The sequence below is a fragment of the Kitasatospora sp. NPDC017646 genome, from assembly GCF_044329365.1.
Lineage (GTDB): Bacteria > Actinomycetota > Actinomycetes > Streptomycetales > Streptomycetaceae > Kitasatospora.
Genome location: NZ_JBIRJC010000033.1, coordinates 23,475 through 39,271, shown reverse-complemented (window position 1 = coordinate 39,271; position 15,797 = coordinate 23,475). Strand labels below are relative to the sequence as shown.

At 71.6% G+C, this 15,797-nt stretch carries 14 protein-coding genes; 1 reads left to right on the top strand and 13 read right to left on the bottom strand.

Annotated elements, in window-relative coordinates:
- From ACH4J0_RS33210 to ACH4J0_RS33180, 7 genes are all read right to left on the bottom strand, one after another.
- The coding region (locus ACH4J0_RS33210; RefSeq protein ID WP_396244685.1) for a right-handed parallel beta-helix repeat-containing protein at window positions 1-1,845 on the bottom strand (1,845 nt) is incomplete at its 3' end.
- 214 nt (window positions 1,846-2,059) lie between these two features.
- Window positions 2,060-2,749, bottom strand: coding sequence for an SDR family oxidoreductase (locus tag ACH4J0_RS33205; protein ID WP_396244684.1), 690 nt, complete (start codon window positions 2,747-2,749; stop codon window positions 2,060-2,062).
- A 13-nt stretch (window positions 2,750-2,762) separates the two neighbouring features.
- Window positions 2,763-3,287, bottom strand: a complete 525-nt coding sequence (locus ACH4J0_RS33200; protein WP_396244683.1) for a TIGR00730 family Rossman fold protein — start codon at window positions 3,285-3,287, stop codon at window positions 2,763-2,765.
- A gap of 45 nt (window positions 3,288-3,332) precedes the next feature.
- The gene (locus tag ACH4J0_RS33195) at window positions 3,333-3,935 is read right to left on the bottom strand and encodes a TetR/AcrR family transcriptional regulator (RefSeq protein WP_396244709.1); all 603 of its coding nucleotides are present in this window, start codon (window positions 3,933-3,935) and stop codon (window positions 3,333-3,335) included.
- A gap of 74 nt (window positions 3,936-4,009) precedes the next feature.
- Complete coding sequence (locus tag ACH4J0_RS33190; protein ID WP_396244681.1) at window positions 4,010-5,191, bottom strand: alpha/beta hydrolase family protein; 1,182 nt, start codon at window positions 5,189-5,191, stop codon at window positions 4,010-4,012.
- Window positions 5,192-5,315: 124 nt separating this feature from the next.
- Window positions 5,316-6,461: a tRNA 2-thiouridine(34) synthase MnmA gene (gene mnmA / locus ACH4J0_RS33185; protein ID WP_396244679.1), complete on the bottom strand. Its 1,146-nt coding sequence runs from the start codon at window positions 6,459-6,461 to the stop codon at window positions 5,316-5,318.
- A 42-nt stretch (window positions 6,462-6,503) separates the two neighbouring features.
- Entirely contained in the window at window positions 6,504-7,685 is a 1,182-nt protein-coding gene (locus tag ACH4J0_RS33180; RefSeq protein ID WP_396244678.1) for a cysteine desulfurase family protein, read from the bottom strand.
- Window positions 7,686-7,913: 228 nt separating this feature from the next.
- Between ACH4J0_RS33180 and ACH4J0_RS33175 the strand changes: the two genes are divergently transcribed.
- Entirely contained in the window at window positions 7,914-8,690 is a 777-nt protein-coding gene (locus ACH4J0_RS33175; RefSeq protein ID WP_396244677.1) for an IclR family transcriptional regulator, read from the top strand.
- Here ACH4J0_RS33175 and ACH4J0_RS33170 read toward each other — a convergent pair.
- The 6 genes from ACH4J0_RS33170 to ACH4J0_RS33145 all read right to left on the bottom strand — a co-directional run bounded on the left by ACH4J0_RS33170 (window position 8,596) and on the right by ACH4J0_RS33145 (window position 15,550).
- Window positions 8,596-9,255, bottom strand: coding sequence for a trimeric intracellular cation channel family protein (locus ACH4J0_RS33170; RefSeq protein WP_396244676.1), 660 nt, complete (start codon window positions 9,253-9,255; stop codon window positions 8,596-8,598). The two genes, ACH4J0_RS33175 and ACH4J0_RS33170, sit on opposite strands and share 95 nt — an antisense overlap.
- Before the next feature lie 218 nt (window positions 9,256-9,473).
- Complete coding sequence (locus ACH4J0_RS33165; protein ID WP_396244674.1) at window positions 9,474-10,523, bottom strand: ABC transporter ATP-binding protein; 1,050 nt, start codon at window positions 10,521-10,523, stop codon at window positions 9,474-9,476.
- A 34-nt stretch (window positions 10,524-10,557) separates the two neighbouring features.
- Window positions 10,558-11,628, bottom strand: a complete 1,071-nt coding sequence (locus ACH4J0_RS33160) for an ABC transporter ATP-binding protein (RefSeq protein WP_396244673.1) — start codon at window positions 11,626-11,628, stop codon at window positions 10,558-10,560.
- Window positions 11,625-12,635 (bottom strand): ABC transporter permease, encoded by a 1,011-nt coding sequence (locus ACH4J0_RS33155; protein WP_270143879.1) that lies wholly within the window; start codon window positions 12,633-12,635, stop codon window positions 11,625-11,627. Before ACH4J0_RS33155 ends, ACH4J0_RS33160 begins: the two co-directional genes overlap by 4 nt.
- 98 nt (window positions 12,636-12,733) lie before the next feature.
- Window positions 12,734-14,509, bottom strand: a complete 1,776-nt coding sequence (locus ACH4J0_RS33150) for an ABC transporter substrate-binding protein (protein ID WP_396244672.1) — start codon at window positions 14,507-14,509, stop codon at window positions 12,734-12,736.
- Window positions 14,510-14,560: 51 nt separating this feature from the next.
- Entirely contained in the window at window positions 14,561-15,550 is a 990-nt protein-coding gene (locus tag ACH4J0_RS33145; protein ID WP_396244671.1) for an ABC transporter permease, read from the bottom strand.
- Window positions 15,551-15,797: the final 247 nt, after the last annotated feature.

Here is a 15,797-nt window from a genome sequence, read left to right as displayed (position 1 = left end):
CAGGTTCGGGATCGTGCGCCCGGCCGTCCAGTTGAGGTTGGAGGCGTTCGGCCGGTCGTCACCGTGCGGGTACACCGTCAGGTGGCCGTCCTGCTGGGGCTCGGTCACCGTCACGTTCATCGTCACGGCCGTCACACCGGTCGCCGGAACACCCGCCACACCGGTCACCGGCAGGTCCACGGTGCCCCACGCCGGAACGGGCTGTGCCACCGGCACCCCGATCGGCTGGCGGGTGTCCAGCAGGCGCGTCGGACCCTGGGCGTGGAACAGCGAGCCCTTCGGGCTGTAGTAGCCCTCCAGGTCCGCGACCAGGTGCACGGTGCCGCCGGAGGCGTTGTAGAAGGACACCTTGCCGTCCTTCACCGGGAGCGTCACCAGGTTCGGGATCGTGCGCCCGGCCGTCCAGTTGAGGTTGGAGGCGTTCGGCCGGTCGTCACCGTGCGGGTACACCGTCAGGTGGCCGTCCTGCTGCGGCTCGGTCACCGTCACGTTCATCGTCACGGCCGTCACACCGGTCGCCGGAACACCCGCCGCGCCCGTCACCGGCAGGTCCACGGTGCCCCACGCCGGAACGGGCTGTGCCACCGGCACCCCGATCGGCTGGCGGGTGTCCAGCAGGCGCGTCGGACCGGCCGGGGTGAAGGCGCTGCCGAAGTCCTGGGCCTCGAACGCGCCGCGGTCACGGATGCCGCTGCCCGTACCGGTGTCAGGGGTCGTCGGGTCGTCCACCGGGGCATAGCCGCCGCGGTCGGTCGCCAGCATGCCCGGGGCGCTCTCGTCGGCCGAGTCGATCCGGTGGTCGAGCGGGGCGTTCGCGCCCTTCGGCACGTAGGTCAGGTCGACGAAGTCGTGGACGCCCTGGCCGGTGTTCGCGGTGAGCTGGCTCTGGGTGCCGAAGCCGGCACCGGCCCAGCTGTAGGCCGCACCGTCGCTGCGCGGGTCGATCAGGTTGTAGTCGACCTTGGTACCCGCGGTGGCGTTCACCCCGACCGTGATCCCGGTGGCGTTGGCCGGGGTGCCGCAGGCCGCGTTCTGGTTCTTCGCGGTGTTCACCACGTTGTTCTCGACCACCGCGCCGGTCGACGCGCCGTCCAGCACGATCCCGGCGAAGCAGGACGAGCTGACGGTGTTGGCCACCACGACGGTGCCGGGGGCGTCCTTGGCCAGGATGCCGACCATGTTGTCGACGCTGTTGGGCGTGATCGAGTTGGTGGTCAGGACGGTCCCGGTGGAGCCGCCGTCGACCCGGATCAGCGGACCGGGCGCGTAGCCGAAGTCGCCGCGGGCCCAGGTCACCTTGTCGGAGGCGTTGGTGATCACGGCCCCGCCGCCCCAGGCAGCGATGTTGGTGAACGAGACGTCGTGCCCGCCGTCGACGATGACGGCCGGCCGCTGGAAGCTCTGCAGCGACAGGTTCTCGAACCGGAGGTGGTCGGCGCCCTTCACCACGATGGTGCTGTCGGGGTAGTTGGGCGCCCCGCCGGAGATGTGCGCCTGGCTGCCCGCCATGTACTGCTGGGCCGGGCCGCGGAAGGTGATCGGCGCGTCGGCGGTGCCGGAGCGGGTCACGGTCACCGCGGAGCCGCTGTAGCCGCCCGCGGCGATATCCACCGTCTGCCCCGGCTGCACGACCGCTGCGGCCGCCGCGACGGTGCAGTACGGCGCGGCCTGGGTGCCGGTGCCGCTGTCGGTGCAGTTGGCACCCGCGGCGTTGTTGACATAGAGCGTGCTGCCTGCCGCGGCCGCGCCGCTCGCCCCGACGGCCGGCAGACCGACCGTTCCGACGAGCAGAGCGCCGACGGTCAGCGCTGTACGGGTTCTGGAAATGGAAGCCCCCCTGGGCATCTTCAAAGCGCGAACGACGCTTTCCGGCCCTCAACTGTCCGAATCCGATCGGCGGAGGGCGGAGCGGATCATCGCACAGCCGGAGGAGCCCCGCCAACGCCGTTTCCGCACCCCTTCCCGGGTACACGGTGAGGTGGCCCTCGGCGCCACGTTGCAGTCGGCCTTGGTGTCCGCCCCGGGCGAACGGTCGGGCCGACCGTCCGCCCGCGGCGGCCTACCGCCCCGGGCGAACGGTGATGTCCGTGATCTCGGCGTCCCGGGAGGCGTCCAGGGCGGCGAGGACGGCCCTGGCGACGGACTCCGGTTCGATCCAGCGGTCGGCGTCGTACGCCTTGCCCTCCTGCTGGTGCACCTTGGCCTGCATCGCGGTGGCGGTGCGGCCGGGGTAGACCGAGGTGACCCGGACGCCGTTCGCGTGCTCCTCCTGGCGCAGTGCGTCGGCGAGCGCCTTCAGGCCGTGCTTGCTGGCCGCGTACGCCGACCACTCGGCGTGGGCGGCCAGGCCGGCGCCGGAGTTGACGAACACCACGTGGCCCTTCGACTGGCGCAGCGAGGGCAGCAGCAGGCGGGTCAGCTCGGCGGGGGCGAGCAGGTTGACGTTCAGCGTCTCCTGCCAGGCCTTCACAGGCAGCTCGCCGACCGGCCCGAGCTCGACCGTGCCCGCGACGTGCAGCAGCGAGTCGAGGGTGACGGGCAGCGCCTGGTGCCCGAACGCCCAGGACAGCTTGCCCGGGTCGCCGAGGTCACCGACCACCGTGCGGGCGCCCGGGAAGCGGTCGCGCAGCTCGGCGGCCCGGCGGGCGTCACGGGCGAGCAGCCAGAGCTCGTCCCCGCGCTCGGCGAGCTTCTCGGCCAGGACGGCGCCGATGCCGGAACCGGCGCCGGTGATCAGATGTGCAGCCATGGACCCGATCCTCTCAGGCCTTGAGCTGCACGAACACCTCGGCGGGCGTGTCGGCGAAGCTGATCAGCTCGGTGAGCGGCCGCGGCAGGAAGCCCTCGGCGTCCATCCGCTCCAGCTGGGTGCGCAGCCCCGAGTAGAAGCCCTCGGTGTCCAGGACGACGACCGGCTTGTCGAACATCCCGTGCTTCTTCAGCTCCACCACCTCGGTGACCTCGTCCAGGGTCCCCATCCCGCCGACCAGGACGACGATGGCGTCCGCGCGGGCCGCCAGCTCCGCCTTCCGCTCGGCGAGGTCGCGGGTCATCACCAGCTCGTCGGCGCCGACGTACCCCCTGTGCTTCAGCATCTCGACCAGCACCCCGACGAGCCGGCCGCCCGCCGCCTTCACCCCGTCCGCGAGCAGCCCCATCAGCCCGGCGTTGGAACCTCCCCACACCAGGGTGTGCCCGCCCTCTCCGAGGAGCCGGGCGAACTCGGCGGCGGGGGCGGAGTAACGGTCGTCGAGCGAGTACGCGGAGCAGAAGACGCAGATGTTCATAGTGCCGTCTGGTCTATCACGCCGGGCCGCCCCCGCTCACCGGCATTACGGCCTGCCCGGCGGACGCCCCGGCCGGCGGAGCCCCGCGACGAGGAGCCCCGCCAGCCGGCGGGCGTCGTAGCGGGGGTCGCTGTCCGCGCCGATGCAGAGGTTGCCGACGCCGCGCATCAGCTCGTAGGCGTCGATGCCGGGATCGGTCTCCCCGGCGGCGGACGCGGCTTCCAGCAGTTCGGCGCAGACCGGCAGCAGCCGGTCCAGGAAGTGGGCGTGCAGGCCGTCGAAGGCCGTGTCGTCGGCCCTCAGCGCACCGGCCAGGCCGTGCTTGGTGACCAGGAAGTCGACGAAGAGGTCGATCCACCGGGCCAGGGCGGCGTGCGGGGTCGGTCCGGCCGCCAGCAGGGCCGGGCCGGCCTCGGCGCAGGCGTCGATCTGGTGCCGGTAGACGGCGATGACCAGGTCCGCCCGGGTCGGGAAGTGCCGGTAGATGGTGCCCAGCCCCACACCGGCCCGGGCCGCGATGTCGCGCACCGGCGTCTCCACGCCCGAGGCGACGAACGCCGCGGCGGCCGCGTCGAGCAGGGCCTCCTTGTTGCGCCGGGCGTCCTTCCGCTGGGCCGGGGCCGCACCCCGGGCGCCGTCGTCCGTCACGCCGTTCCCTCCGCCTGCTGCCTTCGTCACCCTGCCATCTTGCCGCCCCGGCGCCCGCCTGTTCACGGGGCGGTTCAGGGGTGCTGGAAGAGCACCTCCGGGTTCGCCGCCGACGGGCCGTCCAGCAGTGGCTGGTGGACGCCCTTCAGGGTCTGGTCGAAGAAGGCTCCGACGTACTCCCGGGTCAGCTGCATCCCGCGCTCCGGCGAGGTGGTCGTCCCCGGGGGGATCGGCATGCCGGCCGCGGCGGCCAGGACCGGGACGTCCGTGAAGCTGGCGTGGTTGGTGCCCGCGACGGCCAGCCAGGGCTTGTAGCCGTCCCAGCCCGCCCAGGCCTTCCCCCAGGACGTGTCCCCGCCACCGACGGCGTGGTCGCTCTCCTTGCCGAGCAGGAGGAACGGGCGCCCGTCGGGCTTGTCGGTCGGGACCGACGGCCAGAACCCCCCGTCCATGTTCGCCCCGGCCAGGATCCGCCGGTCCTCGGCCATCGCCGTCAGCGCCGACATGCCGCCGACCGAGTGCCCGGCCATGCCGATGCGGTCACGGTCGATCAGGTGGGACAGGCGCCAGGCCGGGTGCTGCCCGGTCAGCCGGTCCAGGACGAAGGACACGTCCTTCGCCCGGCTGTCGGGGAGCGCGTCCGGTGCGCCGGTGTCGCAGAGCGCGCAGCCCGGGGTGCTTCCGTCGGCGAGCGTCTCGCCGGAGTCCTCGTAGGTGTGACCGACCAGGGCCACCACGTACCCGTGGCTGGCCAGGTCGGTCGCCAGGCCCGTCAGCGTGGCGCGGGGGTTCTCGAAGCCGGGCGAGAGGACCACCAGCGGGAACTTCCCGCCCACGGCCTGCGCACCGGTGTGGGCGTGGGTGTCGATGTTCACGACGTCCTGCGGCTGGAGTCCGGTCCCGGCCGGGACCCGGGTCGCCACGAAGCCCTGCGCCTCGCCGGGGCTCATGTACGGCGCGGGCTCACCGGTGCCCGGCCGGGCCGGGTAGAACATCGACACCGCCAGCTGCCGCGGCCCGGCCGACGGCACCCACGGATCGGTCCGGCCCTGGTCGGTCAGGTGCAGCACCTCCTCCCCGGCCGCGAACCGCCCGGTCGGACGGGGCAGCTCCGCGTGGAAGGCTGCAGGCGCAACGGCCTTGGCCGCAGGCGCAGTTGCGGACGGGGACGGCGAGGCCATCGCGGCCCCGGCCATCGGAAGCGGCAGAGCGAGGACGAGGGCGGCGACGGCCGCGATACGACGGGATCGGTTCATGCCCCCGACGTTAGGTTCGCCGCCCGCCCCCTCGGATCAGCCCGATGAATGCCTTCTCCGGCCACCGTCATCCCCGCGGTTCACCGCCGTCATCCCTCCGGATGACACCCTCCCCCGGCCCGGGTCAGCTCCCGACGGCGCGGACGGCGGGGCGTTCGGTGGTGGCGATGGTGGCGGAGCCGATGACGCGGGTGCCGTCGTAGAGGACGACGGCCTGGCCGGGGGCGATGCCGCGCGCCGGGGTGTCGAGGCGGACGTGCAGGGTGTCGTCGACCATCGAGGCGGACACCGGCACCTCCTCGCCGTGGGCGCGGAGCTGGGCGGTGTAGCGGCCCTCGCTGAGGGGCTCGGTGCCGCACCAGCGGGGGCGGATGGCGGTCAGGGCGGTGACGTCGAGGCCCTCGACGGGGCCGACGGTGACGGTGTTGTTCACCGGGGAGATGTCGAGGACGTAGCGCGGCTTGCCGTCGGCGGCCGGGCGGCCGATCCGCAGGCCCTTGCGCTGGCCGATGGTGAAGCCGTAGGCGCCGTCGTGCTCGCCGAGCTTGGTGCCGTCGACGTCGAGGATGTCGCCGGTGGCGGTGCCGAGGTGCCGGGCCAGGAAGCCCTGGGTGTCGCCGTCGGCGATGAAGCAGATGTCGTGGCTGTCGGGCTTCTTGGCGACGGCCAGGCCGCGGCGCTCGGCCTCCGCCCGGATCTCCTCCTTGGTGGTGTCACCGAGCGGGAAGAGCGAGTGGGCGAGCTGGTCGGCGTCGAGCACCCCGAGGACGTAGGACTGGTCCTTGGCGCCGTCCACGGCGCGGTGCAGCTCGCGCGCGCCGGAGGGCAGGTCGACGATCCGGGCGTAGTGGCCGGTGCAGACGGCGTCGAAGCCGAGGGCGATCGCCTTGTCCAGCAGCGCGGCGAACTTGATCTTCTCGTTGCAGCGCAGGCAGGGGTTCGGGGTCCGCCCGGCCGCGTACTCGGCGACGAAGTCGTCGATGACGTCCTCGCGGAAGCGCTCGGCGAGGTCCCAGACGTAGAAGGGGATGCCGATCACGTCGGCGGCCCGCCAGGCGTCCCGGGAGTCCTCGATGGTGCAGCAGCCGCGCGCGCCGGTGCGGAAGGACTGCGGGTTGGCGGAGAGCGCCAGGTGGACGCCGGTCACCTCGTGCCCCGCTTCGACGGCGCGGGCGGCGGCGACGGCGGAGTCGACCCCGCCGGACATCGCCGCGAGCACGCGCAGGCGGCCGGTGGACGGAGTGGTCGGGGCACCCGGGAAGTCAGTCATGGTGAGTACAAGCGTACGGGGCCGCCGGACATGCCCCGGCGCTCACCTGCGTACGGTCGCCAGCCCGGCGTTGCGGGCCCGGCGCACCGCCGGGCCGATCGCGGCGGCCAGCGCCGTGACGTCCTCGCGCACCGAGGTGTGCCCGAGCGAGAACCGCAGCGAGGCGCGCGCCAGCAGCGGGTCGACGCCCATCGCGAGCAGCACGTGGCTGGGCTGCGGCACCCCGGCCGAGCAGGCCGAACCGGTGGAGCACTCGATGCCCTGGGCGTCCAGCAGCATCAGCAGGGCGTCGCCCTCGCAGCCGGGGAAGGAGAAGTGGGCGTTGGCCGGCAGCCTGCCCTCCGCCGCCGGGTCGCCGTTGAGCACCGCGTCGGGAACGGCGGCCAGCACGCCGGTCACCAGTTCGTCGCGCAACGCGCCCAGCGTCACCGCGTGCTCGGCCCGCCGCTCCACTGCGAGCGCCGCGGCGGCCGCGAAGCCGGCGGCGGCGGGGGCGTCCAGGGTGCCGGAGCGCACGTCGCGCTCCTGGCCGCCGCCGTGCAGCAGCGGGACGGGCGTGGCGCCGCGGGAGAGCAGCAGCGCGCCGATGCCGAACGGGCCGCCGATCTTGTGACCGGTGACGGTGAGCGCGGTGAGCCCCGACTCGCCGAAGGACACCGGGACCTGACCGAGCGCCTGCACCGCGTCGGCGTGCATCGGGATGCCGTACTCGGCGGCCACGGCGGCGAGTTCGCGCACCGGCTGGACGGTGCCGACCTCGTTGTTGGCCCACATCACGGTGACCAGGGCCACCGACGCGGGGTCGCGCTCGATCGCCGACCGCAGCTCCGCGGGGTGCACCCGGCCGTTCTCGTCCACCCGCAGGTACTCGACCGTGGCGCCCTCGTGCTCGGAGAGCCAGTGCACCGCGTCCAGCACCGCGTGGTGCTCGACCGGGCTGCACAGCACCCGGGTGCGGGCCGGATCGGCGTTCCGGCGGGACCAGTACAGGCCCTTGACCGCCAGGTTGTCCGACTCGGTGCCGCCGCCGGTGAACACGATCTCGCTCGGGCGGGCACCCAGCGACTCGGCCAGCGACTCGCGGGACTCCTCGACCACCCGGCGGGCCCGGCGGCCGGCCGCGTGCAGGGCCGAGGCGTTGCCGACCACCCCCAGGTGCGCCGTCATCGCGGCGATCGCCTCGGGCAGCATCGGCGTGGTCGCCGCATGGTCCAGGTATGGCATAACCATCCGATTGTAGAGGCCCTGCCCCGGGGCCCGACCAGGTGCGCACCGATCCGGCCACTGATCCACTCACCGGGCCCACCGCTGATCCACTCACCGGGCCCACCGCTGATCCGCCCGCCGCGGACGCCGCGGCCGGACGGCGGCGTCCGGCACTGGTTTGTACCACTGCGCCGCCCAGCGGTTAGCCTGACGAACACTTCTCGAACGAGTTCCAGGGGGGCGTCCATGTCGCAGTCGGTCGACCGCGCACTGACGCTGCTCGGCTCGCTCGGCGACGGACCGCTCTCGCTGGAGCAGGCCGCGAGCACCCTCGGGGTGCACAAGTCCACCGCGCTGCGGCTGCTGCGCACCCTGGAGGAGCACGGTTTCGTCCGGCGCCAGCCCGACCTGCGCTACCGGGTCGGCGGCCGGGTGCTCTCGCTGGCCCAGCGCGCGCTGGAGGACTTCGACGTCCGGCAGGTCGCCGCGCCCTACCTGGCCGCGCTCAACGCCCGCTGCGGCTACACCGTCCAGCTGGCCGTGCTGCACGACGGCGAGGTGCTCTACCTGGACGAGGTGGGCCCGCCGCCGGCCGCCCTACCGCCGCGGATCGGACGCCGCGCCCCGGTGACCGGGACGGCGGTCGGGCGGGTGCTGCTCGCCGGGCTGCCGGAGGACGGCGCCCGCGCGGAGGAGCTCCCGGCCGAGCTGGCGGCGGTGCGCCGCCGGGGCTGGGCGGCCGAGTCGGCCGAGCACCGGGAGCCGGTGACCTGCGTGGCCGCGCCGGTCGCGGGCAGCGGCGGGCGGACGGTCGCGGCCTGCGCGCTGAGCGCTCCGGCCAGCAAGGTGCCGCCGGCCGAACTGACCCGGATGCTGCCGGAGCTGCTCTGCACGGCCGAGGCGATCTCACTCGCGTACGGCGGCTCGCCTACTCCTCGCTGGTGCGAGAACCGTTGCGGTGCCAGGCCCGCGGGGCGCGCCAGCCGTACTTCAGGGCGAGCATCCGCAGCCCGAAGGCGGTGAGCCCGGCGGCGGTGCCGGTGGCGCCGGTGAGCCGGTCCGCGCCGATCAGCGCGGCCACCAGGGCGGCGCCGACCAGGGCCGGGACGGCGTATATCTCGCGGTCCCAGCGCAGCAGCGAGGGGATCTCCCCGGCCAGCACGTCGCGGATGACACCGCCGCCGGCCGCGGTCACCATGCCCAGCGCGATCGCGGCGACCGCGCCCAGCCCGTAGTCGTGCGCCTTGGCGGTGCCGGTGACGCAGAACAGCCCGAGGCCGAGGGCGTCCAGGGTCTGCACCGCGCGGTTGATCCGCTCGACCTCGGGGTGCAGGAAGAACACCACCAGCGCGGCCGCGAGCGGGGTCACGAAGTAGCCGAAGTTGCTGAAGGCTGCCACCGGTGTCGCCCCGATGACCAGGTCGCGGATCACGCCACCGCCCAGGGCGGTGGCCTCCGCGAGCACACAGATCCCGAAGATGTCCATGTTCTTGCGGACGGCGAGCAGCCCCCCGGAGAGGGCGAAGACGAAGATGCCGGCCAGGTCGAGCGATTGCTGCACGTCGGAGGGGAAGATCTGCGAGGTCACCACACAACTATGACCTGCTGCGGAATCTCCCCCTCCACTACGGTCCTGCTGGTTCCCCTCGCTCGGCTCGGGACTGCGCCTACTGGCTCCCCTCGCTCCACTCGGGACTGCGCCTACTGGCTCCCCTCGCTCCACTCGGGACTGCGCCTACTGGTTCCCCTCGCTCCGCTCGGGACTGCGCCTACTAGTTCCCCTCGCTCCGCTCGGGACTGCGCCTACTAGTTCCCCTCGCTCCGCTCGGGGAAGTGACACGCCACCTGGTGCCCGGTCTTCAGCGCCGTCAGCGGCGGCTCCTGGCTCGCGCACACGTCCTGCGCCTTCCAGCAGCGCGTGCGGAACCGGCAGCCGCTCGGCGGGTTGATCGGCGAGGGGACGTCGCCCTTGAGCAGGATCCGCTCGCGGCCGCCGCTCTGGCGCCGGCGCGGGTCCGGTACCGGGACGGCGGACATCAGGGCGTTGGTGTACGGGTGCATCGGGCTGCGGTAGAGCGAGTCGCGCTCGGCGATCTCGACGATCTTGCCGAGGTACATCACCGCCACCCTGTCCGAGACGTGCCGGACCACCGAGAGGTCGTGCGCGATGATCAGGTAGGTCAGGCCGAGCTCCTGCTGGAGGTCGTCCAGCAGGTTGACCACCTGCGCCTGGATCGACACGTCGAGCGCCGAGACCGGCTCGTCCGCGACGATCATCTTCGGCTTCAGCGCGAGCGCCCGGGCGATGCCGATGCGCTGGCGCTGGCCGCCGGAGAACTCGTGCGGGTAGCGGTTGTAGTGCTCGGGGCTGAGCCCGCACAGCTCCAGCAGGTCCTGGACGGCCTTCTTGACGCCGCCCTCCGGCTCGACGCCCTGGAGCCTGAACGGCGCGCTGACGATGGTGCCGACGGTGTGCCGCGGGTTCAGCGAGGAGTACGGGTCCTGGAAGATCATCTGGATGTCGCGGCGCAGCGGCCGCATCGCGCCGACGCCCAGGTGACTGATGTCGGTGCCCTCGAACTCGATCTTCCCGCCGGTGGGTTCGTCGAGCCGGGTGATCAGCCGTCCCATGGTGGACTTGCCGCAGCCGGACTCGCCGACGACGCCCAGCGTCTCACCGGCGTTGACGGTGAAGTCGATGCCGTCGACGGCCCGCACCGCGCCGGTCTGGCGCCGCAGCAGCCCGCCGCGGATCGGGAAGTGCCGGGTCAGGCCGGTCACCTTCAGCAGCGGCTCGCGCTCGGGTGCGGGCGCGGGCGCCTGCGAAGGGATGGTGGCCCCCTGAGTGTCCGTCATCGGTTCTCTCCAGAAAGGTGGTACGGGGCCGGGCTCACAGCCGGGGCGCGATCTCTTCGGCGAAGATGCGGTGCCGCTCATCGGCCGGCAGGTGGCAGGCCGCGAGGTGTCCGGGCACGGCCTCGGCCAGCAGCGGGACCTCGTCGGTGGAGCGCCCGCCGGTCAGGGCGGCGTACGGGCAACGCGGGTGGAAGGCGCAGCCGGACGGCACGTTGATCAGGCTGGGCGGGGTGCCCTTCACCGGGACGAGCCGTTCCTGCAACTCCCGGTCCAGCCGTGGCATCGAGCCCAACAGGCCCCAGGTGTAGGGGTGTTCGGGCGCGTCGAAGAGGCTCTCGGCGGGGCCGCGCTCGACGCACTTGCCGCCGTACATGACCAGGATGTCGTCGGCGAGCTCGGCGACCACCCCGAGGTCGTGGGTGATGATGATGACGGCGGAGCCGAACTCCTCCTGGAGATCGCGGATGAGGTCCAGGATCTGCGCCTGGACGGTGACGTCCAGGGCGGTGGTGGGCTCGTCGGCGATCAGCAGCGAGGGGTCGTTGACCAGGGCCATGGCGATCATCGCGCGCTGGCGCATGCCGCCGGAGAACTGGTGCGGGTAGTCGTCCAGCCGGCGGTCGGGCTGCGGGATGCCGACCCGGTCGAGCATCTCGACGGCCCGGGCCCTGGCCTCCTTCTTGGTGGCCTTCGGGTGGTGCACCCGGTACGCCTCGATGATCTGCGCGCCGACCGTGTAGTACGGGTGCATCGCGGTCAGCGGGTCCTGGAAGATCATCGCCAGTTCGCGGCCGCGCAGTCGGCGCACCCGGTCCGGTCCGGCCGCGATCAGGTCCTCGCCGTCGAGCAGGATCTCGCCGCTGATCCGGGCCCGCTTGGAGCGGTGCAGGCCCATGATGCCGAGCGAGGTGACGGACTTCCCGGAGCCGGACTCGCCGACGATGCCCAGGGTGCGGCCCTTGTGCAGGTCGAAGCTGACCCCGTCCACCGAGCGGACCAGGCCGTCGTCGGTGTCGAAGTGGATCCGCAGGTCGCGGACGGACAGGAAGGGGTCTCCCAGCGGAGCCGGGGCGGCGTCCGCCGGGTTCTTCTGGAGGTCGGTCACGAGAGCCTCACGCGGGGGTCGACGAGGGCGTACAGGAGGTCGACCACGAGGTTGCAGACGACGATGAAGAAGGCGGCGAGCAGCGTGACGCCGAGGACCTTGGGCAGGTCGTTGTCGGTGATCGCCTGGACGGCGAACTGGCCGACGCCGTTGAGCGAGAAGACCTGCTCGGTGATCAGCGCACCGCCGAGCAGCAGGCCGAGGTCCATGCCGAAGATGGTGACGATCGGGGTGAGCGCGGAGCGCAGTCCGTGCTTGACGACCACCTTGCGCTCGACCAGGCCCTTGGCCCGGGCGGTGCGGATGTAGTCCTCGCTCATCGTCTCCAGCATCCCGGCGCGGGTGAGCCGGGCGTAGAGCGCGGAGTAGAGGAAGGCCAGCGAGATCCACGGCAGGATCAGGTTGCGGGCCCACATCAGCGGGTCCTCGGTGAAGTCGACGTAGTGCAGGTTGTCCAGGATCGGCCACTCGTAGCTGAACACCGTCAGCAGCAGGGCGCCGGTGAAGAAGACCGGCAGCGAGACGCCGGCCAGGGCGACGCCCATGGAGAGCCGGTCGAAGATCGACCGCGGCTTGAGGGCGGAGATCACGCCGGTGGTGATGCCGGAGATCAGCCAGAGCACCGCCGCGCCGATGGCGAGCGAGATGGTGACCGGGATCCGGCTGGTCATCTCCGGCCAGACCTCCAGGTGGTTCTTGAAGGAGTAGCCGAAGCAGGGCACGTGGCAGGTGGCCGGTTCCGGGCCGAACTTGTACTCGGCGCCGCTGACCAGCGCCTTCAGGAAGTTCCAGTACTGGGTGTACAGCGGCTGGTCGAAGCCGAGGTTCTGCTTGACCGCCGCGATCGCCTCCGGCGACGGGTTCTTCCCGATGTACTGCGCGGCCAGCTGGTCGGTGGTCTCGCCGGCGATGCGCGGGAGCAGGAAGAAGATCGCGAAGGTGACCGCGCTGACGACCAGCAGCAGCACCGCGGCCGCGAGGATCCTGCGAACGATGTAGGCAAACACAGTTGGGCGGCTCCGGCGGCCCGCCGCCGTCCGGGATCTTCCGGACGGCGGCGGGCGCCGCTGCCTTCACCTGCCTTCAGGGATGCGGAGCCAGGCTCTTACTTGGTGGTGCCGATGTTCAGGTAGTCGTACTCCCCCGACCAGGCCGGGTTGGACGCGACGTTGGTGGCGCTGTCCGGGCGGTACAGGAAGACCTTGAAGTCGGTGAGCGGGACGTACACCGCGGACTCCATGACCTTCTTGTCGATGTCGCCGTAGATCTTCTCGCGGGCGGTCTTGTCCGGGTTGACGGCGGCGTCGTCGATCATCTTGTTGACGGCCGGGTCGTTCAGCTGGGCCAGGTTGCTGTTGCCGGACGGCTTGATCGCGCGGCCGTCGACGATCTGCTGCAGGAAGCCGTAGCCGGTCGGCCAGTCGGCGCCCCACTGCATCATCATCAGACCGATGTTGTGGTCCTGGGTGAACTGCGGCGCACCGGCCGAGTCGGTCAGGTACTTGCCCTGCGGGTACTGCTGGATCTCGACGTTGATGCCGATGTTCTTCAGCTGGGCCTGGATCTGGGTGGCCGCGGCGACCTCGGTCGCGCGCTCGGTGCGGGCGGTCAGGACGGTGCTGAAGCCGCCGTCCTTGCCGCAGGCCTTCAGGGAGTCCTTGGCCTTGGCCTGGTCGCCCTTGTTGTCCTTGGTCTCGTACAGGTTGAAGTCCTGGTGGCCCGGGATGTCCGGCGGGAGCACCGTGCTGGCCACCTGGCCGCGGATCGGGCCGCCGAGCGCGGTCTGCACCGCGACCTTGTCGATCGCGTACTGGACGGCCTTGCGGCAGTCGATGTTGTCGAACGGCGCGACCTTGGTGTTGATCGCCATGTAGACCAGGCGGCCGCCGTAGGCGTTGTCGGTCTTGGCCTTGAGCTTCGGGTCGCGCAGGATCTGCGCCTGGGTCTGCGGGTCGACGCCGCCGCCCACCAGGTCGACCTGGGCGTTGCCGGCCAGCAGGTCCTTGTCGATGGTGGCCTGGTCGATGTTCATCTTGAGCACGATCTTGTCCGCCAGCTGCTTGCGGATCGGGTCGGTGCTCTTGTCCCAGTTGGTGTTCGGCACCAGGACGGCCTGCTTGCCGTCCTCGTAGGACTCGAACTTGTAGCTGCCCGAGGCCGCGATGTGCTTCACGTAGTCGGCACCGGTGTCCTTGGCCTGCGGGACCGGCACCGTCTGCGGGGCGCTGACCAGGTAGTCGAAGTCGGCGAAGGGGTGCTGCAGGTGGAAGACGATCGTGGTGTCGTCCGGCGTCTCGATCGACTTCAGGTCGCCGGTCTTGTCCTTGTACGGGCCCTGGTACGGCGTCGGGTTGTCGACCAGCAGGTCGTGGAAGTACGTCGGGCCGTTGGAGTTCACCTCGGGCGCGTAGTTCGAGCGCTCCACGGCGTACTTGACGTCCTTGGAGGTGATCGGGGTGCCGTCGTCGTACTTCAGGCCCGCGCGCAGCTTGTACGTCCAGGTCAGGCCGTCCGCGCTGGGCTGGCCCATCGACTCGGCGAGGTCCGGGACCAGCTTGTTGCCGTCCGCGCCGGCGGCCGGGTTGAAGGTGGTGAGCGGACGGCCGTACAGGCGCGAGAAGTTGTAGATGTACGCGTAGTAGGTGTTGCCCGGGTCGAGGGAGTCCGGGGTGCCCTTCATCTCGTAGGTGACCGTTCCGCCCTTTTTGTCCGAGGCGTTGACGATCTGCTTGGTGGCCGCGTCGGCACCGCCGCCGCTCGCGTTGCCGGAGCCGGACGAGGAGGAGCTGTCGGCGCTCTTGGAACTGGACGAGCAGCCGGTGACGACCAGGACCGCGGCGGCGGCCGCGGCGGTCAGTGCGGCGGTACGGGACCTACGCATGGGTGGGATCAACCCCTTGAGGTGTGGAGGAGGGAGGTTACTGACGCCTGGTCAGTTGCTCTTGGGATCGAGGGCGTCACGCAGCCCGTCGCCGAGCAGGTTGAACGCGAGCACGGTGATGAAGATCGCCAGACCGGGGACCACCATGTACTGGGGGTCCACCTGGTAGTAGTTCTTCGCGTCGGCGAGCATGCCGCCCCAGGAGGACTGCGGGGGCTGGATGCCGACGCCGAGGAAGCTCAGGCCGGCCTCGAAGAGGATGTTGGTCGGGATCAGCAGGGTCGAGTAGACCAGGATCGGGCCGACCAGGTTCGGCAGCAGCTCCTTGAACAGGATGAACGGGCCGCGGGCGCCGAGGCTGCGGGCCGCGTGGACGAACTCCCGCTCGCGCAGCGAGAGGGTCTGTCCGCGCACGATCCGGCCCATGTAGGGCCAGTTGAAGAAACCGATCACGAAGATCAGCACCATGATGTGCAGCGGGAGGCCGTGCAGGCCGAACGCGCCGCCCTGGAGCGAGGCGGAGATCGCGATGGCGAACAGCAGCAGCGGGAACGCCAGGAAGACGTCCATCAGCCGGCTGATCACGGTGTCCACCCAGCCGCCGTAGTAGCCGGCCATCACGCCGAGCACGGTGCCGAGGGTGTTGGACAGCACGGTCGCGCCGAACGCGACCAGCAGGGAGACCCAGGAGCCGTCGACCACGCGGGCGAGCAGGTCGCGGCCCTGCAGCGGGTCGATGCCGAGCGGGTGGTCCCCGCTCATCCCGCCCCAGTCGCCGAGCGGGAGTCCACCGAGGTCGGCGTCCAGCAGGTCCGTGTTCGGCTGGTCGGGGTCGAGCCCGAACAGGGACTCCAACGGTCCGGCCAGCAGGGCCAGCAGGATCAGCAGGATCACCACGATGCCGCCGGCGACGGCGGCCTTGTCCCGCTTGAAGCGGGTCCAGGCGATCCGACCGAGGGAGCGGCCCTCGATCGTCTTGGCCGGGCTCGGGGAGGCGGGTGCCTCTGGTTCGTTCCCGGCGGTTGTCATGGGTGCGGTCATGGTCAGTTGGTCCCCTCGCCGACGGTGGCCGGCCCACGGGTGCCGGGCGCCGGTTCGGCGGTACGGCTGCGGACGTGCGGAGGTGCTAGGAGCAGGTGTTCGCGGCAGTACGTCGTGCACGGGTACTGCCTCCACGCGGGATGGGCGTCACGTGGATCGAGCGGTCGGCGTGCGCGTTCACCTTCGTGGGGTTTCCAGTACGCGCGATGCGTTGCGCAGAACTCTCTGCCATCCGAACTGGCTTGCG